Source organism: Pseudomonas sp. GCEP-101, from assembly GCF_025133575.1.
GTDB lineage: Bacteria > Pseudomonadota > Gammaproteobacteria > Pseudomonadales > Pseudomonadaceae > Pseudomonas > Pseudomonas nitroreducens_B.
In genome coordinates, this window is sequence record NZ_CP104011.1 from 4005420 (window position 1) to 4031953 (window position 26534).

General features: G+C 65.5%; 20 protein-coding genes. 12 read left to right on the plus strand and 8 right to left on the minus strand.

The window, feature by feature from the left end; genetic code table 11:
• Positions 1-10: 10 nt before the first annotated feature.
• Complete coding sequence (locus N0B71_RS18485; protein WP_259754148.1) at positions 11-745, minus strand: phosphoadenylyl-sulfate reductase; 735 nt, start codon at positions 743-745, stop codon at positions 11-13.
• A gap of 189 nt (positions 746-934) precedes the next feature.
• On the opposite strand from N0B71_RS18485, the gene thrH reads away from it, so the two are divergent.
• Positions 935-1552, plus strand: a complete 618-nt coding sequence (gene thrH, locus N0B71_RS18490) for a bifunctional phosphoserine phosphatase/homoserine phosphotransferase ThrH (protein WP_259754150.1) — start codon at positions 935-937, stop codon at positions 1550-1552.
• Between the two features lie 148 nt (positions 1553-1700).
• Here thrH and pabB read toward each other — a convergent pair whose 3' ends face one another.
• A complete protein-coding gene (gene pabB / locus N0B71_RS18495; protein ID WP_259754151.1) occupies positions 1701-3044 on the minus strand; it encodes an aminodeoxychorismate synthase component I in 1344 nt (447 codons plus the stop codon).
• Between the two features lie 162 nt (positions 3045-3206).
• Between pabB and N0B71_RS18500 the strand changes: the two genes are divergently transcribed.
• The 7 genes from N0B71_RS18500 to N0B71_RS18530 all read left to right on the plus strand — a co-directional run bounded on the left by N0B71_RS18500 (position 3207) and on the right by N0B71_RS18530 (position 14041).
• Positions 3207-5915 (plus strand): helix-turn-helix transcriptional regulator, encoded by a 2709-nt coding sequence (locus N0B71_RS18500; RefSeq protein WP_259754153.1) that lies wholly within the window; start codon positions 3207-3209, stop codon positions 5913-5915.
• Position 5916: 1 nt separating this feature from the next.
• Positions 5917-8640 carry a helix-turn-helix transcriptional regulator gene (locus N0B71_RS18505; RefSeq protein ID WP_259754154.1) on the plus strand — a complete coding sequence of 908 codons (2724 nt, stop codon included), beginning with the start codon at positions 5917-5919 and terminating at the stop codon, positions 8638-8640.
• A gap of 231 nt (positions 8641-8871) precedes the next feature.
• Positions 8872-9327, plus strand: a complete 456-nt coding sequence (locus N0B71_RS18510; RefSeq protein ID WP_259754155.1) for a DUF6160 family protein — start codon at positions 8872-8874, stop codon at positions 9325-9327.
• A 90-nt stretch (positions 9328-9417) separates the two neighbouring features.
• A complete protein-coding gene (locus N0B71_RS18515) occupies positions 9418-10179 on the plus strand; it encodes a C39 family peptidase (RefSeq protein WP_259754156.1) in 762 nt (253 codons plus the stop codon).
• Positions 10180-10227: 48 nt separating this feature from the next.
• The gene (locus N0B71_RS18520; protein ID WP_259754157.1) at positions 10228-11232 is read left to right on the plus strand and encodes a transporter; all 1005 of its coding nucleotides are present in this window, start codon (positions 10228-10230) and stop codon (positions 11230-11232) included.
• Positions 11233-11250: 18 nt separating this feature from the next.
• On the plus strand, positions 11251-12849 hold the full coding sequence (locus tag N0B71_RS18525) for an outer membrane protein transport protein (RefSeq protein WP_259754158.1): 1599 nt from the start codon (positions 11251-11253) through the stop codon (positions 12847-12849).
• Positions 12850-12904: 55 nt separating this feature from the next.
• Complete coding sequence (locus tag N0B71_RS18530; RefSeq protein WP_259759613.1) at positions 12905-14041, plus strand: MalM family protein; 1137 nt, start codon at positions 12905-12907, stop codon at positions 14039-14041.
• Between the two features lie 359 nt (positions 14042-14400).
• On the opposite strand, the gene N0B71_RS18535 is transcribed toward N0B71_RS18530, so the two are convergent.
• The 6 genes from N0B71_RS18535 to ppsR form a co-directional block, all read right to left on the minus strand.
• Positions 14401-15387 carry an alpha-L-glutamate ligase-like protein gene (locus N0B71_RS18535; RefSeq protein WP_259754159.1) on the minus strand — a complete coding sequence of 329 codons (987 nt, stop codon included), beginning with the start codon at positions 15385-15387 and terminating at the stop codon, positions 14401-14403.
• Positions 15388-15390: 3 nt separating this feature from the next.
• Positions 15391-16923 (minus strand): osmotic stress tolerance membrane protein RloB, encoded by a 1533-nt coding sequence (rloB, locus tag N0B71_RS18540; RefSeq protein ID WP_259754160.1) that lies wholly within the window; start codon positions 16921-16923, stop codon positions 15391-15393.
• A gap of 4 nt (positions 16924-16927) precedes the next feature.
• Entirely contained in the window at positions 16928-17470 is a 543-nt protein-coding gene (gene rloA / locus N0B71_RS18545; RefSeq protein ID WP_259754161.1) for a retropepsin-like aspartic peptidase RloA, read from the minus strand.
• 268 nt (positions 17471-17738) lie between these two features.
• Positions 17739-18632: a DUF2950 domain-containing protein gene (locus tag N0B71_RS18550; protein ID WP_259754162.1), complete on the minus strand. Its 894-nt coding sequence runs from the start codon at positions 18630-18632 to the stop codon at positions 17739-17741.
• A gap of 10 nt (positions 18633-18642) precedes the next feature.
• Entirely contained in the window at positions 18643-20280 is a 1638-nt protein-coding gene (locus tag N0B71_RS18555) for a DUF3300 domain-containing protein (protein ID WP_259754163.1), read from the minus strand.
• A 156-nt stretch (positions 20281-20436) separates the two neighbouring features.
• Positions 20437-21255 (minus strand): posphoenolpyruvate synthetase regulatory kinase/phosphorylase PpsR, encoded by an 819-nt coding sequence (gene ppsR / locus N0B71_RS18560; RefSeq protein ID WP_017516884.1) that lies wholly within the window; start codon positions 21253-21255, stop codon positions 20437-20439.
• 165 nt (positions 21256-21420) lie between these two features.
• On the opposite strand from ppsR, the gene ppsA reads away from it, so the two are divergent.
• From ppsA to N0B71_RS18580, 4 genes are all read left to right on the plus strand, one after another.
• Positions 21421-23790, plus strand: coding sequence for a phosphoenolpyruvate synthase (ppsA, locus tag N0B71_RS18565; RefSeq protein WP_259754164.1), 2370 nt, complete (start codon positions 21421-21423; stop codon positions 23788-23790).
• 65 nt (positions 23791-23855) lie between these two features.
• Positions 23856-24830 (plus strand): lysophospholipase, encoded by a 975-nt coding sequence (locus tag N0B71_RS18570; RefSeq protein WP_259754165.1) that lies wholly within the window; start codon positions 23856-23858, stop codon positions 24828-24830.
• 96 nt (positions 24831-24926) lie between these two features.
• Positions 24927-25415, plus strand: a complete 489-nt coding sequence (gene rraA / locus N0B71_RS18575; protein WP_259754167.1) for a ribonuclease E activity regulator RraA — start codon at positions 24927-24929, stop codon at positions 25413-25415.
• 100 nt (positions 25416-25515) lie between these two features.
• The gene (locus N0B71_RS18580) at positions 25516-26514 is read left to right on the plus strand and encodes a zinc transporter ZntB (protein WP_259754168.1); all 999 of its coding nucleotides are present in this window, start codon (positions 25516-25518) and stop codon (positions 26512-26514) included.
• Positions 26515-26534 lie beyond the last annotated feature (20 nt).

Genomic DNA, 26534 nt, shown 5'->3' on the forward strand with positions numbered 1-26534 from the left:
GGGTAGGGCGTCAGGCCTTGCTGATCAAATTGCCGGCGTGCAGGCCACACTCTTTCTGCGTGGCCTCTTCCCACCACCAGCGGCCTTCGCGCTCGTGCTGGTTCGGCAGCACGGGGCGGGTGCAGGGCTCGCAGCCGATGCTGATGAAGCCGCGCTCGTGCAGGCTGTTGTAGGGGATTTCCAGCATACGGATGTAGGCCCAGACCTCTTCGCTGCTCATGTTGGCCAGCGGGTTGAACTTGACCAGGGACTTCTCCGGCGTGGAGAAGGCGCTGTCCACCTCGACCACTGCCACCTGGCTGCGGGTGCCGGGGCTCTGGTCCTTGCGCTGGCCGGTGGCCCAGGCGGTGACGGTGGACAGTTTGCGCTTGAGCGGCTCGATCTTGCGGATGCCGCAGCACTCGCCGTGGCCGTCCTTGTAGAAGCTGAACAGGCCCTTTTCCTTCACCAGCGGTTCCAGCAGGCGCGGGTCCGGGGTCATCACGTCGATGACGATGCCGTAGTGCTCGCGAACCTGCTCGATGAAGCGGTAGGTCTCCGGGTGCAGGCGGCCGGTGTCCAGGCTGAACACCTTGACGTTCTTGTTGAGCTTCCAGGCCATGTCCACCAGCACCACGTCCTCGGCGCCGCTGAAGGAAATCCACAGCTCGTCGCCGAAGTGCTCGAAGGCAAGCTTCAGGATGTCCTGTGGGGATTTGCTGGCATAGCTCGCGGCGATTTCCGCGATATCGAACGGGAGGCTCATCAGGCGGTAGTCCTAGTTTTAATGGCGCAGTGCGGTGCGTGGGCGCGATGGTAGCAAAGTGGTGGATATGCCCCTAAATAACCATCGGAAAGGTGGACTGCTGTGTTTGAGTATAAGTGCCGCGTTGCACCGCTGGGAGCGAGCGGCTAGAGTGCCGCCTCTCAAGTCAATCCTGCGGGGAAATCGTTCGTGGAAATCGCCTGTCTCGACCTGGAAGGGGTTCTGGTTCCGGAAATCTGGATCGCCTTCGCTGAAAAAACCGGTATCGAAGCGCTGAAGGCGACGACCCGCGATATCCCGGATTACGACGTGCTGATGAAGCAGCGTCTGCGCATCCTCGACGAGCACGGCCTGAAGCTGTCCGACATCCAGGAAGTCATCGCCACGCTGAAGCCGCTGGAAGGCGCGGTGGAGTTCGTCGACTGGCTGCGCGAGCGCTTCCAGGTGGTGATCCTTTCCGACACCTTCTACGAGTTCTCCCAGCCGCTGATGCGCCAGCTCGGTTTCCCGACCCTGCTGTGCCACAAGCTGATCACCGACGAGACCGATCGCGTCGTCGGCTACCAACTGCGCCAGAAAGATCCGAAGCGTCAGTCGGTCATTGCCTTCAAGAGCCTGTACTACCGTGTGATCGCCGCAGGCGATTCCTACAACGACACCACCATGCTCTCCGAAGCCCACGCCGGTATTCTCTTCCATGCGCCGGACAACGTGATTCGCGAGTTCCCGCAGTTCCCGGCCGTGCACACCTATGAGGACCTGAAGAAGGAATTCCTCAAGGCGTCCAACCGCCCGCTCAGCCTGTAAGACCGGCTGTGACGAAAAAGCCCCGCATCAGCGGGGCTTTTTCTTTTGGGCGCTTTTTGTAGGAGCGGATCTTATCCGCGAACCGGCCGACAGGCCGGCCTGACAGACTTCGCGGACATGGTCCGCTCCTACAGGGATGCGGCAGGACTCAGAGGCCTTCCAGTGTCCGCAGCAGCACGCCCACCTTGGTCAGCGATTCCTCGTATTCCTCCTCCCAGTTGGAGTCGGCGACGATGCCGCCGCCAGCCCAGCAACTGGCCTGGCCATCCTTCACCAGCACGGTGCGGATGGCGATGGAGCTGTCCATCTCGCCGCGTACGTCGAGGTAGAGCAGGCTGCCGCAGTAGATGCTGCGCTGGGTCGGTTCCAGCTCGTCGATGATCTGCATGGCGCGGACCTTCGGTGCGCCGGTGATGGAGCCGCCGGGGAAGCTGCCTTCGAGCAGGTCCAGCGCGTCCTTGCCGTCCGCCAGCTCGCCGCGCACGCTGCTGACCAGGTGATGGACGTTGGGGTAGGTCTCCACCGCGAACAGCTCCGGCACGCGCACGCTGCCGGGGCGGCAGCTGCGGCCGAGGTCGTTGCGCAGCAGGTCGACGATCATCAGGTTCTCGGCGCGGTCCTTCTCGCTGGCCAGCAGAGCGTCGGCGTGCTGCCGGTCTGCCTCGGGCGTGCCGCCGCGCGGGCGGGTGCCCTTGATCGGGCGGGTTTCCACCTGCCTGCCGTGGAGTTGGATGAAGCGCTCCGGCGACAGGCTGAGGACGGCCCCTTCAGGCAACGCCAGGTAGCCGGAAAATGGCGTAGGGCAGGCTTCGCGCAGCGCGCGGTAGGCCAGCCAGGGCGAGCCGCTGCAGGGCGCGCGGAAGCGCTGGGTGTAATTCACCTGGTAGCAATCGCCCGCGAGGATATAGCCGTGCACTCGCTCCAGCGCCGCGCGGTACTGCTCGCGGCTGAGGTCCGGGCGGAACGGCGCGGCCAGCCGGAAGGGCGGCAGGGTGTCGTCCTCCGGCGGGCTGTCGAACAGCGCGATCAGGCGTTGCCGCTCGTCTGCCGCCAACGCCGGGTGGAACACCAGCTGGCTGCTGCGTTCCTCGTGGTCGGTGATCAGCGCCCAGGCGTACAGGCCCAGGCGCGCGTCGGGCAGGGCGAGGTCGTCGAGGTTCGGCTCGGGCAGGCGCTCGATGCGGCGGCCGAAGTCGTAACCCAGATAACCGATCATTCCGCCGACGAATGGCAGTCGGCGATTGTCCGGGACGTTCGCCTCGCCCAGGCTCTGCAGGGCGGCTCTTGCGCGGGCGAAAAAGCCCTTGGCCGATTCGTCGGCGGTCGGTGCCAGTTCTGCCAATGGCCAGGCGCTCAGAAGGTCATAGCGTCCACGTGTGGCAATGGGTCGACCGGCGTCCAGAAGTACGGCGCCGGGCGCCCGGTGGATCAGGGCGAAGCGTTCACCCGGGTCTTCCTGATAGGGAAGCGGGTGCAGGAAACAGTCAGGCATGGGTAACAGCGTGCAGGCAAATGAGGTGATCAGGTCGGCTGAAGGGTCGATCCTAGAGCTATTTCTTCAGTTTACGTAGGAAAAGCATTCTGATAAGAAGTGACGAATCCCACGCGGACAGTGCTCCGTACCAACAACGATAATGACATAGGGATACAGGCCGTGGATGTAGTGCTCGAACCCGCAGCCGGCAGCCTTCTGCGCTCCAGATTAACACCCCCTCGGGTGCCTGCTGATTATTTGATACGTCCCGACGTTCAGAATGCCCTGGACCGACATCCGTATGCCTCGGTCCTGTCGTTCTCGGCGCCCGCCGGCTTCGGCAAGACCACCGCGCTGGCAGCGCTGGCCGGAAAGCGGGCGAGCGAAGGCCACAAGGTCGCCTGGCTCTCCCTGGAAAGCGACGACGATGACCCCGGCCGCTTCTGCCTGAAGCTCATCCAGGCGCTGGCCACTGCCGTGCCGGGCACCGGCGAGGATGCGCTGGGCTATGTGCGCAACACCATGCGCGTGCCCGTGGTCGCGGTCATGGAAAGCCTCCTGATGGACCTGTCCCGCGACGAGCGCAAGGTCCTGCTGGTGCTCGACGACCTGCATGAGATCACCCATTCCGACGTCTTCGCCGGCCTCAACCGCCTGGTGCAGTACGCGCCGCCGGGCCTCACCCTGGCCATCGGCAGTCGTTCCCAGCCGCCGCTGAACCTCGCCACCTGGCGCGCCAAGGGGCTGCTGCTGGAGGTCGGCCAGGACGAGCTGCGCCTGTCCCGCGACGAAACCCGCGAATACCTGGCCCGCGATGGCCTGCAACTCGAAGATAGCTGCCTGCAGTCGCTGCACAACCAGACCGAAGGTTGGATGGCGGGGGTTCACCTGGTCAGCCTGTGGTTGCGCCAGCAGCCCGGCACGCCGGAGGACCTCAAGCTGCTCAGCAGCGACAAGGCCGCCGTGGGTGATTACCTGCTGCGCGCGGTGTTCGAACACCTGCCGGCCGACGTGCAGGACGCGCTGCTGTCCCTGGGCATCGCCAATCGCCTGAACGGAGACCTGGCCAACACCCTGACCGGTCGCCAGGATGGCCAGGCGCTGCTGGAGCACCTGGACAGCATGCAGCTGTTCCTCCTGCCGCTGGACCGCGACCGCCAGTGGTACCGCTTCCACCAACTGTTCGCCGACTTCCTCCGGGCGCGCCTGCGCGAGCGTGACCTGGAGCGCTTCAAGCAGCTGCATTTCAACGCCAGCCTGTGGTTCACCAATCACCACATGCCGACCCTGGCCATCGAGCACGCCTGCCTCGCCGAAGACCCGGAAATGCTCGCCGCGCTGGTGGATGGCTGTGGCCTGGAACTGATCAACCGCGGCCAGTTGTACCTGATCTCGCGCTGGCGCAAGCACGTGCCGGACGAGATCGCCGAGCGCTACCCGATCCTCGTGCTCAGCGACGTCTGGACCCGCGCCACCGAGCTCAGCCTGCCCGAAGCCAACCGCATGATCGACGAGCTGCTGGCGCGCTGGGGCGATTCGCGCGGCAGCGGCCCGATGGGCAACCAGTACCTCTCGGCCCTGGCGGTGAAAGCCGTGCTGGCGCTGCAGAAGGACGACCTCGAACAGTGCATCACCTTGGCGCGCAAGGTGGAAAGCCAGCTGGGGCAGAACTCGGCGTTCCTCGAAGGCGCCATCCTGCTGATCGGCGCCTTCGCCCAGGTCATCCGTGGCCAGGCGGAACAGGCGCGCCGCCTCATGGGATTGGCGCAGCAGCGCAACCATTTCCTCGATGGCCGCTACCTGCACATGCAGCAGTGCACCATCGAGGTGGTGCTGGCGCTGGAGCAGGGCCAGGTCAAGCAGGCGCAGATGCTCATCGAGCGGGTGCGCGAGCAGGCCATGCCGTTGTTCGACAAGCGCTCCCAGGCCCTGGCGCTGCCGGCCATCGCCGAAGCGCTGACGGCGTATTACCGCACCGACCTGGACGGCCTGGAAGAACGCCTGCGCTGGGCGTTGAGCCGGGTCGACGTGGTCAATCCCATCGACCTGTATGCCCAGGGCATGCAATGCCTGGCGCGCATCCAGCGCCTGCAGGGGCGCGGCAAGGAAGCGCTGGCGACCCTCGGGCTGATGCAGACGCTGGCCTCGCGCAACCAGTCCTGGCGCTTCTTCGCCATGGCGGTGGGCGAGGAGATCAACCTGATCCTCCAGGAGACCGCCACCGACCGCTGCAAGCGCGCCGAGCAGCGGCTCAAGGCGATCGACTGGGCGAAGCTCGCCAGTCACTACAAGCAGATGCCGTTCAACCCGGTGCTCTGGGTGCAGGGCATCAGCCGCGTGCGCCTGCTCCAGGCGCGCGGGCACTTCAGCGAGGCGCTGCATGAAATCACCCAGCTGCGCGGCATGCTGCAGCCGGGCTGGCATGGCCTGCAGCGGCTGCGCCTGGACCTGCTGGCAGCCCTGAGCTACCAGCGCCTGGGTTACCAGGAGCGTTCCCACAGCCTGCTCGGCCAATGCCTGGTGGGCGCCGAGCGGGAAGGGGTGCGGAGCATTTTCATCGAGGAAGGCGAGGGGATTCGCCAGTTGCTGCAGCAACTGGAGTCCACCGAGCGACAACCCGCGCTGCAGGTCTTCATTCGCGGAATGTTGACCGTCTGGCCGGGGCAGGAAGCACGCAGGTCGCCCGAGGTGCTCGAGGAAGGTCTGACCGACCGCGAGCGCGAGGTGGTATGCCTGGCGGCCCAGGGACTCTCCAACGAGGAGATCGGCCAGCGATTGTCGCTGGCCCTGGGCACCGTCAAATGGCACCTGCACAACATCTACGAGAAGCTCAAGGTGCGCAATCGGACCCAAGCGATACGCCGTGCCCGCGAGCTGAGTCTGCTCTGACATGACGACCCTGACCACACTGCCGCAGCAGCCCATGCCGCTGCTGCGCACCAAGCTGTTCCCGCCGCGCACCGACAGCGATTCGCTGCTGCCACGGCGCGCCCTGATCGACCGGCTGTACGCCAACCGCCAGCAGCGCGTGCTGATCCTCAGCGCGCCGGCCGGCTTCGGCAAGAGCACCATCCTCAGCCTGTTCCGCCAGCGCTTGCTGGATAGCGGCGCGCGGGTCGCGTGGATGTCCTGCGACGAGGGCGACAGCGAGCCGCAGCGCCTGGTGCAGTACCTGGTGGCGAGCATCCGCAGCGTCGAGGAGGGCTTCGGCACCAACACCTCGAACCTGCTGCAATCGGACATGACCCTGCCGCTGGAAGGCATCATCGACGCCTTCCTCTCCGACCTGCGCCGCCTCGACGGGCCGCTCTACCTGCTGCTCGACGACTTCCACCAGATCCGCCACCCGGCGCTGGCCCACGGCGCGCGCTACCTGATCGAGCATCTGCCGGACAACATCCGCCTGGTCACCAGCACCCGCTACCGCCCGCGCTTCCTGGTGGACGAGCCGGGCCTGGCGCCCTGGGCCTTCTGCCTGAGCGGCGACGACCTGCGCCTGACCCGCGAGGAAACCGACACCTTCCTCACCGAACTCAAGGGCCTGGCCCTGAGCGACAGCGAACTCAAGCTGCTGCACAAGCGCACCGAGGGCTGGATCACCGCGCTGCATCTGGCTGCGCTGGCGCTGGCGCGCAACCCGGACCGCGCGGCGCTGCTCAAGGGGCTTTCCGGCACCGAGCGCGACCTCGCCGATTACCTCGCAGAAGACGTGCTGCGCAGCCTGCCCGAGCCGCTGCAGCAGTTCCTCGACCAGACCTCGGTGCTCGACGAGTTCTGCGCCGAACTGTGCAACGCCCTGACCGGGCGCCGCGATGGCCTGGACATGCTGATGCGGCTGCAGAACGAGCAGTTGTTCATCATTCCCTTGGACGACCAGCGCGAGTGGTTCCGCTACCACCACCTGTTCGCCGAATTTCTCCAGGGCCGCCTGGCACGCAACGCCGACCCGACGCCGCTGCTGCACGCCGCCGCGCGCTGGTGCGAGAGCCGCGACATGGCGGACCGGGCGATCAAGTACGCCCTGCGCGCCCGCGACTACGCCTTCGCCGCCGACCTGCTGGAGCGCCAGGGTGCCAAGCTGATCGCCGGGAACCGCGTCTACGGCATCCTCGGCATGCTCAGCAGCATCCCCGCCGAGGTGATCCGCGAGCACCCGGTGTTCCAGATCTTCTATGCCTGGCAGCTGGCCTTCGAACAGAAGTTCGCCGAGGCCGAGGCGCTGATCGAAGAGCTCAGCGTCCGCCTGCTGCAGGGGCAGGGCAAGGTGCGTCACTTCGGCATGGCCGAGTTGCTCGCCGTCGCCCAGGTACTCAAGGCGCTGGTGCTGCTCTACCAGGACAAGCTGGAAGCCTGCCTGAAGGTGGCGCGCCAGTGGCTGGCGCTGGTGCCGGGCAACCAGCCGGTGTTCCGCGCCAGCCTGTCGTGCATCCAGGCCGCGGCCTATGCACTGCTGGGGGATTACGCCGAGGCGGCCAATGCCATCGGCGTCGCCCGCGATTGCCTGCGCATGGCGGACAGCGAATACCTGCAGGTGGTGGTCAGCATGATCGAGGCGCTGATCTGCAAGGAGCGCGGCGAACTGGAGCGTGGCCGCACCATCGCCGAGAGCGCGCGCAGCCGCGTCGAGCGGGTGTTCGGCCGGCGCAGCCGGGTCGGCGGGCCGTTGTCGCTGGCCTACGCGGACCTGCTGTACGAGCAGGATCGCCACGCGGCGATCCTCGCCGAGCTGCCGCTGGCGACCACCTGGCGCGATGTCGCAACGCCCGTGGAACTGATCAGCCGCGGCCAGTTGGTGATGGCCAAGGCGCGCTTCTTCGCCGGCGAGGCCGAACAAGGGTTGGCCCAGCTCGACGAATGGCTGGTGGGTCTGCAGTCGCCCGGCTACGAGCGGGTCCATGCGCTGGCCATGAGCTGCAAGGTGCAGTTGCTGCTGTGGATGCGTCGTCCCAACGAGGCCGAGCGCGTGTGCCTGCAGCTGGCGCGGCACCTGGATGGATTGAACGCCGAGCGCTATGCCGATGCCCATGCGGCGCTGGTCATGGCGGAGGCGCGCCTGGCGCTTTCCGAGCGCCACGCCGAGCGCGCGCAGCAGCGTCTGGAATCGTGCCTGGCGGGCTTTACCTCGCCCTATCAACGCGACCGGCGGCTGCGTCTTTCGCTGTTACTTTCTGTGGCGTATTGGCAGAAAGGTAACAGCGAAAAAGCCTTCGCCCTGTTCGCCCCCACGCTCGAGGAAGCCTGGAATCTGGGCTATCGCCGCCTGTTCCAGGACGACGCGCTGTGGCTGCTGCCGCTCTGGGAAGCCTGGAAGGGCGCCGAACCCAAGCGCGCGTCGGCCTGGCAAGGGGTGGCGGAAATGCTCCGCGAGCAGTGCCGCAGGCTCTCTGTCGACCCAGAAAGTTTCGATGAAAATCAAGATGTTAGCCATCGCGAGCGGGAGATCCTGCGGCTCGTGGCGGCAGGCCTGTCGAACCGGGACATCGCCCAGGCGGTGCATCTGTCGGAGGCCACCATCAAGTGGCATCTGCACAACCTGTTCGCCAAGCTCGGCGTGCGCAGTCGGACCCAGGCGGTCCTCAAGGGCAAGAGTCTGGGTCTGCTCAGCGAAGCCTGAGGCAGACGGTTGGTTTTGCGCCATCCCTTGGATGGGCTGGCAGGTTCACGGCGGGTCAGTAGCTTGGAGATCAGGACGCGAAGCTTCGTGCTTCACGAATCCATGCCCGCGGCGCCTAAGGAAGAAGTCGGGGGTCTGGAAGATCGGCAACTGCCGGTCAACCTGCAGCGGGGTAGGACGCCCCTTGCAGTGCCTGGGGCAACCCCACCTGAACACTGGAGAGTTATAACAATGAAAATCAAGCAACTGGTTCTCGCAAGCGCAGTTCTGGCCGCTCCGTTCCTGGCACATGCCGACATGAAATCCATGGATGACGCTGCACTGTCCGGTATCACCGGCCAGGATGGCATCAGCATTTCCGGTACCTTCAACGCCTCCATTGGCGCTGTCACCTACAAGGACGCCGACACCAACGGCGGTTCCCTGGTCCTGCAGGGTATCCACCTGCCGAGCGTGACCATCGCCGACAACGCCCCGATGACCGTCGACGTGGTGAAAACCAACATCACTCCGGTTGGCGGCGGCACCGCCGTTGCCACCGAGCAACTGGCCATCGGCCTGCCCACCGTGACCGGCGACGTCACCATCGACGCGGTCAAGGTCGGCACCAACGGCGCCAGCATCGGCTCGCTGACCGTTTCCAACCTGAACCTCGCCGGTTCGACCGTGAAGGTCTGGGGCCACTGATCCCCGAGGTTGACGCGCAGTACCCCTTGCCGGCGCCTGCCGGCAAGGCTTTTCCAGGATTGACTTCCAGTATTTGAAGAGAGGGGTCGGATGTTCGAGATTCTGCTGGGAAGCCTGCTGGGCCTGTTCGGTTTTACCCAGGCCGTGGACACCAAGCCGCAACAGCAGGGCACAGTGAACATCTCGCAGCCGCTCACGCCCAACGGTCCCTTCCGCGAGTCGGTGCAGCTCGAACCGATGAGCCAGGTGCAGTTCCGCAACGTCATCCGCCAGGCCTACGACTACAGCTGCGGCTCGGCGGCGCTGACCACGCTGCTGGACTACTACCTGGGCCGCAACCTGGAGGAGCGTCAGGTCATGGAAGGCCTGATCAAGTACGGCGAGGCCGACAAGATCGTCCAGCGCCGTGGCTTCTCGCTTCTGGACATGAAGCGCTACGCCGCCGCACTCGGCTACAAGAGTGGCGGCTTCCGTGCCGAGTTCTCCGACCTGGACTCGCTCGAACACCCGGCGCTGGTGCCGATCCACTATGCCGGTTTCAAGCATTTCGTCGTGGTCCGCGATGTCTACAACGACCACGTTTTCGTTGCCGATCCTGCCTTGGGCAACATCAGTTTCACCCGCGCCCGTTTCGAGGAGATCTGGGACCAGAACGTGCTCTTCGTCATCTACCCCAGCGGCCAGGAGCCCAGGAATGCCCTGGAGCTGCGCGAGGCCGACCTGCGCCTGGTGGACGACCGGACCGTCAGCCTGCTGGCATTCCGCGAGTTCCCGGAGATGAGCAAGATCACCCAGAACCAGATCGGCGAAGCCGCCACCCATGGAGATGTGCAGTACATCCGGCGCAAGTGACCGCCCGATCGGCCCATACGAATAAGAACAAGACCAGGGGATAGCAACATGGATTTCAAGGGGTTTGCGTGCGTTGCCGCTCTGGCCTTGCTGGCAAGTACCAGCACCTTCGCCGAACAAGCGACAACCGAAGACGCGCGTGATGCGCTGGCCAAGAAGGACACCGATGCCGACAGCGCCAAGGCGCTGGAGCAGGTGTTCCAGGCCGCCGAGAAGAGCTACACCCTGCTCAAGAAGGGCGAGCGCCAGCTGACCTACGGCTTCGACTACACCCTGATGCGCGACACGCGCCTGCAGGCCGTGCGCAGTGGCGAGAACGTCTACAGCGTGCTGGCCCAGAGCGAGGCGCAGCACACCTTCACCAACTCCTTCACCTTCGACTACGGCATCTGGGACAACCTGACCTTCAGCATGCGCCTGCCGTTCGTGGCCAAGTACGACACCGAGCGCGACATTCACGCCTACAGCCTGGGCGACATCTCCGCGACCCTGCGCTGGCAGCCGTGGGCCGCGCGGCGCGGTCGGCCGGTCACCACGCTCTACGCCACCCTCGGCCTGCCCACCGGCGACAGCCCGTACAAGGGCAACGTGCAGGACGACGTGTCCACCGGCAACGGCTTCTACAGCCTGGGCGCCGGGGCGAACATGTCCTACGTGATCGACCCGGTCGTGCTCTACGGCTCGCTGGGTTACACCTACAACATGCAGGTCGACGACATTCACCAGAACCAGTATGGCGAGGAGCTGGAGAAGGTCGTGCCGGGCGATACCGTCAACTTCGCCATGGGCATGGCCTACGCGCTGTCCTACGACGTCTCCCTGGCCACCTCCTACCAGATGGCCTACTCGTTCAAGAACAAGTACTACTTCAACGACCGCACGGTCGAGGCACCCGAGCAGACCAGCGCGATCATGAACTTCTCGCTCGGCCTGCGAACATCGCCGGACTACATCGTCAACGTGAACGCCGGTTTCGGTCTGACCGAAGACTCGCCGGATGTACTGCTGGGGGTTTCGCTGCCCCTGGATATCCAAGGCCTCAAAGCCCAGTAACCGACGAGCGACCACCACATGACTATGCGCATTTCGCCCCTCGCGGTGGCGATGGCAGGGGTAGGGCTTGGCTGGGCGACGCTGGCCAACGCCCAACTGGCCAACGACCTGACCATCGGCAACCCCAAGGCCATGGCCATGGCCAACGCGGTCACGGCTGACTCCACCGGCATCGACGCGGTGCACTACAACCCCGCCGCCCTGACCAAGCTCAAGGGCCGCCAGACCGCGGTCAAGCTGATCACCGGGGTGATGGACATCCGCGCCGGCTTCAAGGCGCCGCCGGACTACGGCTCCTCGTCGTTCGGCCTGGACGACGACCCGGTGGCCGGCCAGAACAGCCGCACGCTGACCCCGACCATGTACCTGCCGGGCCTGGGCGGCATGACCGACATGCCGCTACTGGTGGCGCCCCTGGCCGGGCTGTCGATCAACCCGCCAGGCTCCAAGTTCACCTTCGCCACCAACGTCTACGCGCCGCAGGCGCTGGGTTATTCGCGCGACTCCGACAGTGACCCGGCGCGCTACGAAGGCCGCCGCGTCTCTCTGCAGCGCATCACCTACTTCTCGCCCTCGGTGGGCTACGAGATCAACGACACGCTGTCGGCCGGCCTGTCCATCGGCTTCTCCCACCAGGCCATGGCGCTGGACACCGACTTCCGCAACCCCGGCCTGCTCACCGGCCTGCTGCAGACCCTGCACGACACCACCTGCGTGCCCGGCGCGCAGGAGATCGTCGAGCTGGTGTTCAACGTCTGCGGCGGCCGCATCGGCCCCTATGACTCCCTCGCCAACCTGAAGCTGGACATGCAGCAGACCCTCTCGCCGAGCTTCAACCTGGGCGTGCTGTGGGAGCCCTACGACTGGTTCGCCTGGGGTGCGACCTACCAGAGCGAGTCGCGCATGCACCTCAAGGGCAAGTACCGCGTCGACTACACCAAGGACTGGCAGGGCTTCTGGTCCGGCATGCAGAGCTCGATCTTCGGCGCCTTCCTCAGCCCGCTGTTCCCCTACGGCAACGCCGAGGAAGAGCACGGCGTGGCGACCCTGAACATGGTCAATCCGGACAGCTTCTCCACCGGCATCAAGGTGCGCCCGTTCGACCGCTGGCAGTTCAACTTCGACCTGAAGTGGACCGACTACAGCGACTGGAACAAGCTGGAAATCGAGTTCGACAAGGAGCTCGACCTGCTGCGCATCGCCAAGAACTTCGCGCCCAATGGCGCCACCGACCACAGCATCATCCTCGACCGCGGCTACCAGGACACCTGGAGCTACGCCATGGGCGTGCAGTACGACGTCAACGACCGCCTGCAGCTGCGCGCCGGCTACGAATACCGCCCCTCGGCGATTCCCAAGGACAAGGCCGACGCCCTGGTGCCCATCGGTGATGCCGACCTCTACGGCCTGGGCCTGGGCTACCAGTGGGACAAGGACACGGTGATCGACCTGGGCTTCAACTACTTCGTCTCCAAGCAGAACATCAAGGCCGGCACCAGTTGCAACCTGAACTGCACCGGCATCGACAACCTGGTGTACAACCCGTATGCCGGCCTCGACGTCAGCACCACGGTGAAGGCCTACGTGTTCGCCATGACTTACCGCACCACCTTCTGAGGGCATCGACATGAACAGGCTGACCCTCCTGATCTCCTTGTGTGCCGCCGCCGGCATGGGCGCGTCGGCTCAGGCCGCCAGCGGCCGTTACCTGTCGTGGATCGACGACAGCGGACAGGTGCACAACACCTTCGTCGACGCCAACTACGCCCAGCAGCAGCGTCAGGCCGACAAGCGCATCGACCAGAGCGACCGCGCGCGGCTGATCGACCTCAGCGCCACCCAGTGGCCCGGCAGCCGGCCGGCAGGGGAGAGCAAGCGCCGCTACTTCACCTGGGTGGACGCCCAGGGCAACCTGCAGAACAGCTTCTATGCCGCCGGCCAGGTGGCGCCGGGCCGTGCCGACTACGTGCTGCCCAACGGGGATCATTCCTCCGAGTACATCGACGCCGAGTCCTACGAGGATCGCGGCTTCGTCCGCAGCGAAAACGGCAACCCGTACTTCACCTGGGTCGACGACAAGGGCCAGGTGCGCAACTCGCCGATCACCGCCGAGCAACGCGGCGAGATGTTCCGCCGGGGCGAGCAGGGCGGCAGCCAGATCGCCTTTACCGAAGGTCGGCAGATCGACCTGAAGACGCGCCCGAGCAACTTGCCCGGGCTCGACGGCACGAGTGAACAGACCGACGCCATGAAGGCGCTGCTCAAGGGCAGTGGCAAGACCCTGGATGACCTCTACGTCGACCTGCAGCGCCGCTGCTGCGAGCAGATGGGCGATGGCGATTTCACCGAACTGTCCGCCGAGGAACCGCGCTACGAGGAACTGAACAAGTTCTCGCCGAGCTTCGACTTCCCCATGGGCAAGAGCTACTTCGTGGCCATGAAGCTGCCCAGTTCCCAGCGCGTCTACGGCCTGCGCGTGCGCAGCTTCGCCAACCACCAGGTGGTCTATCCGTCGCTGCTGTTCCTCGACGAGCAGAAGCGCCCGACCCGCCTGGTGAGCGATGCGGTGTACAAGCTCAATCCGGAAACCTGGTACCGCTACGCTTTCATCGAGGGCACGGTGCCGGTGCGCGCCAACCAGGGCGAGCGCTACGTGCTGCTGCTCACCACCGACGAGGACCGCAGCCTGCAGACCCTCGACAACAAACCCTACAAGCGCCCGCTGGAAGAGCTGGCGGTGAACGAGGCGGGCATGAAGGTGCGCGAGCACGGCGACCAGGGCGGATTCGAGCTGGCGGTGGTGCGCTGACCCCGCCCGCGTTGAACGGCTCTTCGTAGGAGCGGACCTTGTCCGCGATATCCCCGCGACGGAATCGAGAAAGTCCGGTGACGACGTTGCCTGCTGCCGGCGTCGGCCCTGCCGACGGATCGCGGGCATGGCCCGCTCCTACAGGTCTGCGCCAGGGCTCGGCTTTCGTAGGAGCGGACCTTGTCCGCGATGTCCTCGCGGCGGAAGCGACAGGGGCCGGTGACGACGGTGCCTGCTGCCGGCGTCGGCCCTGCCGACGGGTCGCGGGCGTGGCCCGCTCCTACATGTTCATGTGCGTGAAAGTCGATGGGCATGAAAAAGCCCGGCATTGGCCGGGCTTTTTCGTGGGGCAGGGCGTCTCAGACTTCCTTCGGATGCACGTGTCCGAACAACTGCTGGGAGAAGCGCACGCGCTCTTCCACGGTTTCCTTCACGCCCTTGGCTTCCAGCTCGGCGATATGCGCCTCGACGGCATGGGTGCGCAGGGTCAGGCCGCAGTCGTTGGCGATCTGGATGTTCAGGCCGGGGCGGGCGTTGAGTTCGAGGATCAGCGGGCCCTTGTCCTGGTCCAGCACCATGTCCACGCCGATGTAGCCCAGGCCGCACAGCTCGTAGCAGCCGGCGGCGAGCTTCATGAAGCCGTCCCAGTTGGGCAGTTGCACCCCGTCCACCGCGTTGGTGGTGTCCGGGTGCTTGCTGATCTTGTTGTTCAGCCAGGTGCCGCGCAGGGTGAGGCCGGTGGCGAGGTCCACACCCACGCCGATGGCGCCCTGGTGCAGGTTGGCCTTGCCGTTGGACTGGCGGGTCGGCAGGCGCAGCATCGCCATCACCGGGTAACCCATCAGCACGATGATGCGGATGTCCGGCACGCCTTCGTAGCTGATGCTCTTGAAGATCTGGTCCGGAGTCACCCGGTACTCGATCAGCGCGCGGTCGCGGTGGCCGCCCAGGGAGTACAGGCCGGTGAGGATGCTCGAGAGTTGGTGCTCGATTTCCTCATGGCTGATGATGCGCCCGGAGACCGTCTTGTAGCGGCCCTCGAAGCGGTCGGCGATCACCAGGATGCCGTCGCCGCCGGCGCCCTGCGCCGGCTTGATCACGAAGTCGCTGCGCTCGCCGATGATCTCGGGCAGGCGCTCGATCTCCTTCTCGGTGGAGATGATCCCGTACATTTCCGGTACGTGGATGCCCGCCTCGATGGCGCGCTGCTTGGTGATGATCTTGTCGTCGACGATCGGGTACAGGTGCCGCTGGTTGTACTTGAGCACGTAGTCCGCGTTGCGTCGGTTGATACCCATGATGCCGAGGGCACTCAGGGCTTTCCATCGCTTGATCAGGCCGAACATGGCTTAGTCCTTGAGGAAGGCTTTGAAGCGGAACAGTTCGGTCAGGCGGTAACCGCGGTAGCGACCCATCGCCAGCATGAACGCCACCAGGATCAGCAGCACGGCCGGGAAGGTGAACACGAAGTACACCAGCTCCGGTACACGCATCAGGATGTGCGCCAGGGCGGCGGCGAACAGGGTGCCGATGGCGGCCTTCATGGCGTGGGTGGCGCCGCGCTCTTCCCAGGTGATCGACAGGCGTTCGATGCTCATGGTGAGGATCACCATCGGGAACAGGGCGACGGACAGGCCGCTCTCGAAACCGAGCTTGTGGCTGAGCAGGCTGATGGCGGCGATCATCACCACCACGAAGGTCAGCACCACCGACAGGCGCGGCAGCATCTGCAACTTCAGGTGTTCCAGGTACGAGCGTAGCGACAGGCCCAGGGCGGTGATCACGGTGAACAGGCCGATGCCCCATTGCAGGCCGGTCTCGCGGAAGGCGAGGGCGATCAGCACGGGGGTGAAGGTGCCCAGGGTCTGCAGGCCGATCAGGTTGCGCAGCACCAGGATCACCAGCACGCCGAACGGGATCATGATCATGATCTGGAAGGTCTGCTGGGTGGACAGCGGCAGGCCGTACAGCGAGTACTCGAGGAAGGCCGCATCGGTGTTCTCGTCCGACAGCTTGGCCAGGCGGATGGCGTTCATCTCGCTGCTGTTGAGGCTGAAGCTGACCTGGGCCTTCTTGCCGCCTTCGATGGTCAGCAGGCTTTCGTCACCCAGCCACCAGATCAGGCGGTCGGCGGGCAGGCCGCGCTCGCCGGTCTCCGGGTTGAAGTACAGCCATTCCTTGCCGTTGTAGCTGCGCAGCCAGAGTTCGGGCTGCTGCGGCTGGTTGGCGATCAGGCGGATGGTGTGCACGCGCTCCAGCGGCACGTGGGCCACCGCGAGCAGGGTTTCGACCACGTGGGAGCGCTTGTCCAGGCTGGTGTCGCCGGCCAGCAGCAGTTTCACGTTGTCGTCGTTGAGGTTGTTGGCGCGCTTGATGGCTTCGCTGACGAAGGTCTCGACGTCCGCCGAGTGCTGGCGGATCGGCGCGATCAGGGCTTCGGCGGCGATCTTGTCCGGGCCTTCCAGGGGCAGGCTGTCGCGGAAGATCGGGCCCTTTTCCTTGGCCTTTTCGCTGGCGCCGGCGTAGCGCTTGGTCAGCACCAGGCGGTAGTAGAGGGTCTGCTGGCCGGTGGCGCGGCGCGAGGACCAGGTGACCTTGCGGTTGCCCTCGGAGCGGTTGATGCCCACGCCGTAGTTGTTGGAGACGAAGCTCTCGTTGAGGCTGACGTAATCCTGGGTCAGCGGCGGCACGAACATCTGCACCTTCACCGGGGTCTTCGGCGTGGCGAGGAACTCGACCTTGGCGTCGATGTTCCACAGGTCGTCGGTCTCGGCCTCGGTCATGGGAATGCCGAGGACGAAGATCTGGTAGGCGGTGATCGCGACGCCCAGCGTCAGCAGGATGGCGATCAGGACCTTCAGATGCAGGGTAAGAGAGCGCATGGGATTACTCGGCAGGTTTCGCTACGGGTTGGCAGCCGGGCTTGCCGGCAGCGTATTTCAGGCTCGGGTCGACCAGCGCGCCGAAGCGCTTGAGCGCGTCGGAGCCGATCAGAAGTGGGTATTGGAAGGCGCTACGGTCGGTAAGGTTCACTTCGATGGTGCGCAGGGCCTTGCCCATGCACAGCTGCAGCTCGATCACCGGCCGCGCGGTGTAGGCCTTGCCTTCGTCGGGGTCGTAGTCGCCGTGGCGGCGCTTGATCTTGCTGATGCGCGCCAGGGGCTTCTCGATCGGCTGGCTGTCGGCGGTGTCGGTGGCCAGGTAGAAGCGCACCCAGGTCTCGCCATCGCGCTTGAAGCGCTTGATGTCGCGGGCACTGAGGGAGGCGGTCTTGGCGCCGGTGTCGAGCTTGGCGGCCAGTTCGATGTTCAGGTCGTTGATCCGCGCGTATTCGTTCAGCCCATAGACCGTCTTGCCGGCAGCGGCGCCGAGGCCGGGAAGCAGGACGATGCTCAGCAACAGGAGCAGGGCTGTGGGCTTGATTCGCATGGGCCTTGATGAGTGAGTGGCCGCAAAGCCTTGAAAAGAAACGCCGCGGTCGTCACCCCAGGTGGCTGCGCCCGGCTTGCTGGCCGGTGGCCCGGTGACGCCAGGCAATAGCGCGGCGAATTCTACCATGTGGTTTTTCACTGGCGACAGTCGGTTGGCGCGTTGGCAGGGTATTTGTTTCAGGCTCATGACAACCCGGCACATGCCCATCGGCGCGGCGGACTTTTCCTGAACCGTCCAGCCGCAAGGCGGCCGGACGGTGCGCGGCTCAGGGCTTGGCGTCTGGCGGGGTGACCTCCGTCCAGCTGCTGTCCGGGTCGAAGCGGGTCATCTTCAGGGCGATTGCGCCGCCTTGGGGGCCGAGGTTCTTGGAGAAGATCTCGCCGTCGTGGCTGATCATGAAGCTCATCACGCCACTGTCGCCGTATTTCACCGGCCAGGCGATCAGGGCGAAGCCGCGGGTCATCCGACCGCCGATCAGGTAGTCGTAGGCGCCGCCGGGGGCCGATGGGCCCTGGGCCGTGAGGATGCGGTAGTGGTAGCCATGCCAGCCGTCGCCGGGCAGTTCGTCGCCGAACAGCGGGCCCAGGGGGCTTTCCTCGCCGCCGTCTTCCTCCGGCCAGTACAGGCCGTCATGCTGGCCGTCGCTGCTGACGAACTTCTGCGCGTATTCCAGGACGCCGTCGCCGTTGCGGTCGACCTCGGCGAAGTCCATCTGCGCGTCGTGGTAGGCCTGCACGGCTTCCAGGGCCGATTCCTCGTTGCGGCCGATGCGGCGGACGCGGATTTCCTCGCCGCCGGCCTTGGCATTGAAGGCCCAACCGTTCTTCGCATGGACGATGGGCAGCGGCAGCACCCAGGGATCGTCGCCCACGACCAGGTGGGCGAGGTGCGGGTTGTCCTGCTGGATCTGGTGCTTGGCCTTGTAGTGCGCGAGGAAGGCGTCCACCTCGTCGCGGTCGATCCCGGCGGTGGGAATGTAGCTTTGCCAGTCCTTGCCCAGCAGCGCGGCGAGGCGCTCGGGGTCGGCCTTTTGATTACCCAGCGCGGCAACGAAGGCCTCGGCGGCTGCGTCGGGGGTAGGGAAGCTGTCCTGTGCCAGCAGGCTGCCGGGCAGGGCGGCCAGGAGGGCGAGCGCCAGCAGGCGCGATGCGGTAGGCATGGGTCGTCTCCTAGCGGCGCCGGCCGCCGCCGGAGGGCGCGCGGGCAGGACGTTGTACGGTATGGCCGGCGCGCGCTGCCTGCGGACGGCTGGCGGCGGCGCGGCTGACTTGGCCCCGGTTGGCGACTTCGCGGGACTGCCGCGGGTTGTTCGCACCGGCGAAGGCGTTGTTGCGCGGCGCCTGGGAGCGCGCGTGCTGCTGGCGGGCCTGCTCGCGGATCTGCTGGTTGTTCTGCGCGCGGGGCCGTTGCTGCGACTGGTTGCGGTTCTGCAGCTGGTTCTGGGCGCGCTGGCGGTTTTCCGGCGTGCGGTTCAGTTCGCGGGTGGCGGCCTGGGCGCGTTCACGGGCCTGGGCGGTGTCGCGCGCCTCGCGATTGCCTTGCTGCAGGCGCTGCTGGGCTTGCGGGTTGTCGCGCAGGTCACGGGTGGCGGCCTGGGCGCGCTCGCGGGCCTGGGCGTTGTTGGCCGCGGGCGGGGCGATGCCGCGTTGGGTCAGGCTTTCCCGGGCTTTCGCGCGCTCCTGCGCGCGCGTCGAGTCGAAGCCGCGCATCGCTTCGCGCTGTTCGCTGCCGGCCAGTCGGCGGTTGTACTGCTCGCGGCTGGCGGCGTCGCGGTAGGGCACGCCGTTGCGATAGGTCGGATCGTGCTGCCACTTGGTCCGGTTGACGTTGCGGTTGCTGTTGAACTCGCGGTTGGTGTTGACGTTGCGATTGCTGTTGAAGCTGTTGTGGTGCTCCACGTCGACGTCGATCTCGTGGTCGTCCCAGTCGCAGTCGCCCCACAGCGAGCCGACGATGGCGATGCCGGCGCCAAACGCCAGGCCGGTGGCCAGCGCGGTGGCCACGGGGTATTCCGGTGGCGGCGGGTAGTACACCGGCGGGCTGGCCGGGTACGGCCAGGAGCCGTAGACCTGCGTCGGGTTGTAGCTGGGCACGTAGACCACCTGCGGATCGGTGGGCTCGATGATGATGGTCTGCGCGGGCGCCGGTTGCTGCACCACCACGGTGTCGCCGCCGGGCGCCGGTGGTGCCGGCGGCGCAGCCGGTTTGATGGTGACGGTCTGCTGTTCGTTGGATTTCAGGTTGCCGGCGGCCTGTGCCTGGCGGCGCAAGCGCTGGATGGAATCCATCACCGCCTCGGGCTGGGCGAGGAAGGCATCGCCGACGCGCTGCACCCACGCCGGGTCCTGCCCCAGCGTGGCCAGCACCAGCGGGAACGCCACCAGCGATTGCACGCTCGGGTCCCACGGCTGGTTGGCGACCTGTTTCACCGCGTCGTCACCCTCCGCCTTGGGATGGGCCTTCGACCAGGCCGCCGCATCGGCGACGTTGCCGGGGTAGGTGGTCGCCATCAGCACCTGCGCCAGCAGCGAATCCGGATAGAGCGCCAGCGGCGCGAGCATCTGGTCCAGCTCCTCGACGCTGAAGACCGCCTGGGACGGCGCGGCCGGCGCCGCTGCTGGCGTAGCCGGGGCGGCAGGGGCGGCGGGCGGGGGAGCAGGCGGCGCAGGTGGCGCGGGAGCAGCCGCGGCAGGCGGGCTGGCTGGCGGGGTGGCGGCAGCGGCGGTCTTGGCGGCGGGCTTGTCGCCCGCGTCGCAGCCGGCCAGCGCCAACAGGGCAATCAGAATCAGGTACTGACATTCTCGCATGGCGCTCTCCTGTGCCGGGGAATGCCCGATCCGTGAAAACTGCCACGGGTAAAACGCGGGTTCAGGGAATGATAGGCGCCCGATTGAAAGGCTGCAGAAAGTCGAACGGCCGGTGATACCGGCCGTCGCTTGGGAGGGTTCGTGCGGCGAGAGCCGTTATTTCAGCCGGCGCTCGACGCCCTTCTCGACGAGGATCTTGGCGGAGATCTCTTCCACCGAGAAATGCGTGGAGTTGATGTAGGCGATGTTCTCGCGGCGGAACAGGTTTTCCACCTCGCGGACTTCGAATTCGCACTGGGCGAAGCTGGCGTAGCGGCTGTTGGGCTTGCGCTCGTGGCGGATGGCGGTGAGCCGGTCCGGGTCGATGGTCAGGCCGAACAGCTTGTGCTTGTAGGGCTTGAGCGCGTTGGGCAGCTGCAGGCGCTCCATGTCCTCTTCGGTCAGCGGGTAGTTCGCCGCGCGGATGCCGTATTGCAGGGCCATATAAAGGCAGGTGGGCGTTTTGCCGCAGCGCGAGACGCCGACCAGAATCAGGTCGGCCTTGTCGTAGTAGTGGGTGCGGGCGCCGTCGTCGTTGTCGAGGGCGAAGTTCACCGCATCGATCCGCTCCATGTAGTGCGGGTTATGGCCGATGCTGTGGGATTTTCCGACGGAATACGATGAGTCTGAGGATAATTCTTGTTCCAGTGGGGACAAAAACGTCGAGAAGATGTCAATCATGAAACCGTTGGATTGCGCCAGGACGGAGCGGATCTCGCGATTGACGATGGTGTCGAAGATGATCGGTCTCGCCCCGTCCGCCTCCGCAGCCCGGTTGATTTGCTGTACCATGACGCGCGCCTTTTCCTCGGTATCGATGTAAGGTCGCGTCAGTTTGGTGAAGTTGATGTTCTCGAACTGCGCCAGCAGGCTCTGGCCGAGGGTTTCGGCAGTGATGCCGGTGCCGTCGGAAATGAAGAATGCAGTTCGTTTCATGTGCGCTGCGGGCCTTATAGGTAGGATCGAATCCTGGTTATGATAGGCCCCACATTTGCAAGGCCCTTTGCCGGGGCATTCTCACCCATTTTTCCGGCCCCGGCCAGAAGGGTGGGGCCGCTCCGACTTGTATGACCTTTTCCAACACTTAGTGGAGAGATCACCTTGGTAGAGTACGTAGTTTCCCTCGATAAGCTCGGCGTCCACGATGTCGAACATGTGGGGGGCAAGAACGCATCCCTGGGCGAAATGATCAGCAACCTCGCCGGTGCCGGCGTTTCCGTACCGGGTGGCTTCGCCACTACCGCCCAGGCCTACCGTGACTTCCTCGAGCAGAGCGGCCTGAACGATCGCATCCACGCGGCCCTCGACGCCCTGGACGTGGACGACGTCAACGCCCTGGCCAAGACCGGCGCGCAGATCCGCCAATGGGTGATGGAAGCCGAATTCCCCGAGCGCCTGGATGCCGAGATTCGCAAAGCCTTCGCCGATATGGCCGGCGGCAACGACAACATGGCCGTCGCCGTGCGTTCCTCCGCCACCGCCGAAGACCTGCCGGACGCGTCATTCGCCGGCCAGCAGGAAACCTTCCTGAACATCCGCGGCGTGGACAACGTGATCCGCGCGGCCAAGGAAGTCTTCGCCTCCCTCTTCAACGACCGTGCCATCGCCTACCGCGTGCACCAGGGCTTCGACCACAAGCTGGTCGCCCTGTCCGCCGGCGTGCAGCGCATGGTCCGCTCGGAAACCGGCACCGCCGGCGTGATGTTCACCCTGGACACCGAATCCGGTTTCCGTGACGTGGTATTCATCACCGGCGCCTACGGCCTCGGCGAGACCGTGGTGCAGGGCGCGGTGAACCCCGACGAGTTCTACGTCCACAAGCCGACCCTGGAAGCCGGCCGCCCGGCGATCCTGCGTCGCAACCTGGGCAGCAAGGCCATCAAGATGATCTACGGCGACGAAGCCAAGGCCGGCAAATCGGTCAAGGTGGTCGACGTGGACAAGGCCGATCGCGCCCGCTTCGCCCTGACCGACGCCGAAGTGACCGAGCTGGCCAAGCAGGCCCTGATCATCGAGAAGCACTACCAGCGTCCGATGGACATCGAGTGGGCCAAGGACGGTGACGACGGCAAGCTGTACATCGTGCAGGCGCGCCCGGAAACCGTGAAGAGCCGTTCCAGCGCCAACGTGATGGAACGCTACCTGCTCAAGGAAAAAGGCAAGGTGCTGGTCGAAGGCCGCGCCATCGGCCAGCGCATCGGTGCCGGCCCGGTGAAGGTGATCCACGACGTTTCCGAGATGGACAAGGTCCAGCCGGGCGACGTGCTGGTCTCCGACATGACCGACCCGGACTGGGAGCCGGTGATGAAGCGCGCCAGCGCCATCGTCACCAACCGCGGCGGGCGTACCTGCCACGCGGCGATCATCGCCCGTGAACTGGGCATCCCGGCGGTCGTCGGCTGTGGCAATGCCACTGCGGCACTGAAGGACGGCCAGCGCGTGACCGTGTCCTGCGCCGAGGGCGACACCGGCCTGATCTACGAAGGCGAACTGGGCTTCGACGTGCGCCAGAACTCGGTCGACGCCATGCCCGAGCTGCCGTTCAAGATCATGATGAACGTCGGCAACCCCGACCGCGCCTTCGACTTCGCGCAACTGCCGAACGAAGGTGTGGGCCTGGCCCGCCTGGAATTCATCATCAACCGCATGATCGGCGTGCACCCCAAGGCATTGCTGAATTTCGCCGGCCTGCCGGCGGACATCAAGGAAAGCGTCGAGAAGCGCATCGCCGGCTACGACGATCCGGTGGGCTTCTACGTCGAGAAGCTGGTCGAGGGCGTCAGCACCCTGGCCGCGGCGTTCTGGCCGAAGAAGGTCATCGTGCGTCTGTCGGACTTCAAGTCCAACGAATACGCCAACCTGATCGGCGGCAAGCTCTACGAGCCGGAAGAAGAGAACCCGATGCTCGGCTTCCGTGGCGCCTCGCGCTACATCAGTGAATCCTTCCGCGACTGCTTCGAGCTCGAATGCCGCGCGATGAAGAAAGTCCGCAACGAGATGGGCCTGACCAACGTCGAGCTGATGGTGCCGTTCGTGCGTACCCTGGGCGAAGCCTCCCAGGTCGTCGACCTGCTGGCCACCAATGGCCTCAAGCGCGGCGAGAACGGCCTGCGCGTCATCATGATGTGCGAGCTGCCGTCCAACGCCCTGCTGGCCGACGAGTTCCTCGAGTTCTTCGACGGCTTCTCCATCGGCTCCAACGACCTGACCCAGCTGACCCTGGGCCTGGACCGCGACTCGGGCATCGTCGCGCACCTGTTCGACGAGCGTAACCCGGCGGTGAAGAAGCTGCTGTCCAATGCCATCCAGGCGTGCAACCGTGCCGGCAAGTACATCGGCATCTGCGGCCAGGGCCCGTCGGACCACCCGGACCTCGCCAAGTGGCTGATGGAGCAGGGCATCGAGAGCGTGTCGCTGAACCCCGACTCGGTCCTCGACACCTGGTTCTTCCTCGCGGAAGGCCAGTCCTGACGTCTCCTTTACCATCCTGAAAAGGGCGGGTGATTTCACCCGCCCTTTTTTATGCAAGCGATTCCATGCAAAGCAGCAGTCAACTTTTCCCTGTCGCGCTGATGAGCGCCGAACTGCGGGGCGACCTCACCGAGGACGTCTACCTGCTCAAGCCCAATAACAGCCCGGACTCCAGCGTCGAGCTGGCGGTCACTCGTCTTGGTCGTGCGGACGAGCGCCGTGGCGTGCCGGTGATCCTGTTGCACGGCAGCTTCTCCAATCGCCGTTTCTGGTTCTCACCCAAGGGAATCGGGTTGGGGGCTTATCTGGCGCGCGCAGGCTACGACGTATGGATTGCCGAGATGCGCGGCCATGGCTTGTCGCCGCGCAACGAAGGTTACGATCGCAACCGCGTGGCGGACTACGCGCGCTTCGACCTGCCCGCCATCGGCAGCTTTGTGGTCGAGCAGAACGGCCAGGCGCCCCACTGGATCGGCCATTCCCTGGGGGGCGTCACCCTGGCGGCGGCACTGGGCGGTGGCTACCTGGACGAGCGGCAGGCGGCCAGCGCGGTGCTGTGCGGTAGCCAGGTGAGCCGCACCTACTGGCCGCTGAAGCTGCCGCCGGTGGCCTGGAGCGGGCGCTTCCTGCTCAAGCGCATGGGCGGATTGTCGGGCACCCGGCTCAAGCGCGGCCCGGAGGACGAACCCCTGGGGCTGGCCCTCGAGGCGCTGCACTGGTACAGCCTGTTCGGCCGCTTCGGCGAAAAGGACAACGACTGGTGGGGCGGGCTGCAGAAGGCAACCCTGCCGGTGCTGGCCATCGGCTCCGATGGCGACCTCCAGGACCCGGCCTGGGCGTGCCGCAAGCTCCTGGAACAATTCGGTTCGCAGGTGCGGCAATTCCTGCGCCTGGGACGGCGCCACGGTTTCTCCGAGGATTTCGGCCACGTCGAGATGCTCATCAGCAAAAACGCCCAGCGGGAAGTCTGGCCGCTGCTGCACTACTGGCTCGAACACGGGGAATTGCCGGAGGGGCAGGGCGCTCTGGCGCAGGCTTGAGCTTGGCGTGGCAGGGAGTAGACTGTGACGCCATTGCGGCTTCCGGTCACATCCAGGCCCGAAACCCCGGCGGATTTCATCAAGAGGAGCGTCTCCATGCATTACGTCACCCCCGATCTGTGCGATGCCTACCCGGAGCTGGTCCAGGTCGTCGAGCCGATGTTCAGCAACTTCGGCGGGCGGGACTCCTTCGGTGGCGAAATCGTCACCATCAAGTGCTTCGAAGACAACTCCGTGGTCAAGGAGCAGGTCGAGAAGGACGGCAAGGGCAAGGTGCTGGTGGTGGATGGCGGTGGCTCGCTGCGCCGCGCGCTGCTGGGCGATATGCTCGCCGAGAAGGCCGCCAAGAACGGTTGGGAAGGCATCGTGGTGTACGGCTGCATCCGTGACGTCGACGTCATCGCGCAGACCGACCTGGGCGTGCAGGCGCTGGCCAGCCACCCGATGAAGACCGACAAGCGCGGCATTGGCGACCTGAACGTGGCAGTGACCTTCGGCGGCATCACCTTCCGCCCGGGCGAGTTCGTCTATGCCGACAACAACGGCATCATCGTGTCGCCTAAGGCATTGAAAATGCCGGAATAATCCGAACCTTCACAGCGTAGTTCGGTCAATGCCGGAAGCGAAAGCTTCCGGCATTTTTCATGGGTCTCGCGATACGCGACCTCCAATGAAGGAACAGGGCATGCAGCAGTACGAGAGCGGCACCGAACGGGGTTTGATCGACGGCTTCGTGCTGGACGGTCACGGTGGCGGCCGGCGAATCACCCGCAGCGAACTGCCGCTGCTGGACCTCAAGCCCGAGGAAAGCCTTTGGGTGCACTGGGACCGCGGTGTGCCCGAGGCGCAAAGCTGGCTGCGCGAGTCCAGCGGCCTCAACCAGTTCGCCTGCGACCTGCTGCTGGAAGAGGCGACCCGTCCGCGCCTGGTGGACCTGGGTGGCGAACGTCTGCTGCTGTTCCTGCGCGGGGTCAACCTCAACCCCGGCGCGGTGCCGGAAGACATGGTCTCGCTGCGCGTCTACGCCGAGGCGCAGCGGGTCATCTCCCTGCGCCTGCGCCCGCTCAAGGCCGTGGCTGACCTGCGCGCCGACCTGGATGCCGGCACCGGCCCGAAAACCGCGTCGGAGGTGGTGCTGTACCTCGCCCATTACCTCACCGACCGCGTCGACACGCTGATCGGCGGGCTGGCCGACCAGCTCGACAGCATGGAAGAGTCCATCGAGGAAGATGAGCGCAGCATCCCCGACCAGCACCAGTTGCGCACCCTGCGACGACGTGCCGCAGGTCTGCGTCGCTACCTGGCGCCGCAGCGGGACATCTACTCGCAGATGGTCAAGTACAAGGCGTCCTGGACAGTGGTCGACGACGCCGATTACTGGAACGAACTGTACAACCGCCTGACCCGCAACCTGGAGGAGCTGGAGCTGGTGCGCGAGCGCATCAGCCTGATCCAGGAGGCCGAACATCGTCGAATTACCGAGCGGATGAACCGCACCATGTATCTGCTTGGTATCATCACCGGCTTTTTCCTGCCCATCAGCTTCGTGACCGGGCTGCTGGGCATCAACGTGGGCGGCATTCCCGGCGCCAGCGCGCCTTACGGATTCGCCGTGGCGTGCGCGGTAATCCTTGGTGTGGTGGGGTTTCAGTGGTGGATCTTCCGCCGCCTGCGTTGGCTCTAGGTGTGACTTTTGAGGTGGTG

Excerpts from the sequence above, each read along its gene's own strand:
- rraA (WP_259754167.1), top strand. The coding sequence starts at position 24,927 with ATGCATTACGTCACCCCCGATCTGTGCGATGCCTACCCGGAGCTGGTC.
- rloA (WP_259754161.1), bottom strand. The coding sequence starts at position 17,470 with ATGCGAATCAAGCCCACAGCCCTGCTCCTGTTGCTGAGCATCGTCCTG.
- N0B71_RS18510 (WP_259754155.1), top strand. The coding sequence starts at position 8,872 with ATGAAAATCAAGCAACTGGTTCTCGCAAGCGCAGTTCTGGCCGCTCCG.
- N0B71_RS18525 (WP_259754158.1), top strand. The coding sequence starts at position 11,251 with ATGACTATGCGCATTTCGCCCCTCGCGGTGGCGATGGCAGGGGTAGGG.
- N0B71_RS18535 (WP_259754159.1), bottom strand. The coding sequence starts at position 15,387 with ATGTTCGGCCTGATCAAGCGATGGAAAGCCCTGAGTGCCCTCGGCATC.
- N0B71_RS18530 (WP_259759613.1), top strand. The coding sequence starts at position 12,905 with ATGGGCGCGTCGGCTCAGGCCGCCAGCGGCCGTTACCTGTCGTGGATC.
- N0B71_RS18580 (WP_259754168.1), top strand. The coding sequence starts at position 25,516 with ATGCAGCAGTACGAGAGCGGCACCGAACGGGGTTTGATCGACGGCTTC.
- N0B71_RS18505 (WP_259754154.1), top strand. The coding sequence starts at position 5,917 with ATGACGACCCTGACCACACTGCCGCAGCAGCCCATGCCGCTGCTGCGC.
- N0B71_RS18550 (WP_259754162.1), bottom strand. The coding sequence starts at position 18,632 with ATGCCTACCGCATCGCGCCTGCTGGCGCTCGCCCTCCTGGCCGCCCTG.
- N0B71_RS18555 (WP_259754163.1), bottom strand. The coding sequence starts at position 20,280 with ATGCGAGAATGTCAGTACCTGATTCTGATTGCCCTGTTGGCGCTGGCC.
- N0B71_RS18515 (WP_259754156.1), top strand. The coding sequence starts at position 9,418 with ATGTTCGAGATTCTGCTGGGAAGCCTGCTGGGCCTGTTCGGTTTTACC.
- N0B71_RS18520 (WP_259754157.1), top strand. The coding sequence starts at position 10,228 with ATGGATTTCAAGGGGTTTGCGTGCGTTGCCGCTCTGGCCTTGCTGGCA.
- N0B71_RS18570 (WP_259754165.1), top strand. The coding sequence starts at position 23,856 with ATGCAAAGCAGCAGTCAACTTTTCCCTGTCGCGCTGATGAGCGCCGAA.
- N0B71_RS18485 (WP_259754148.1), bottom strand. The coding sequence starts at position 745 with ATGAGCCTCCCGTTCGATATCGCGGAAATCGCCGCGAGCTATGCCAGC.
- rloB (WP_259754160.1), bottom strand. The coding sequence starts at position 16,923 with ATGCGCTCTCTTACCCTGCATCTGAAGGTCCTGATCGCCATCCTGCTG.
- pabB (WP_259754151.1), bottom strand. The coding sequence starts at position 3,044 with ATGCCTGACTGTTTCCTGCACCCGCTTCCCTATCAGGAAGACCCGGGT.
- ppsR (WP_017516884.1), bottom strand. The coding sequence starts at position 21,255 with ATGAAACGAACTGCATTCTTCATTTCCGACGGCACCGGCATCACTGCC.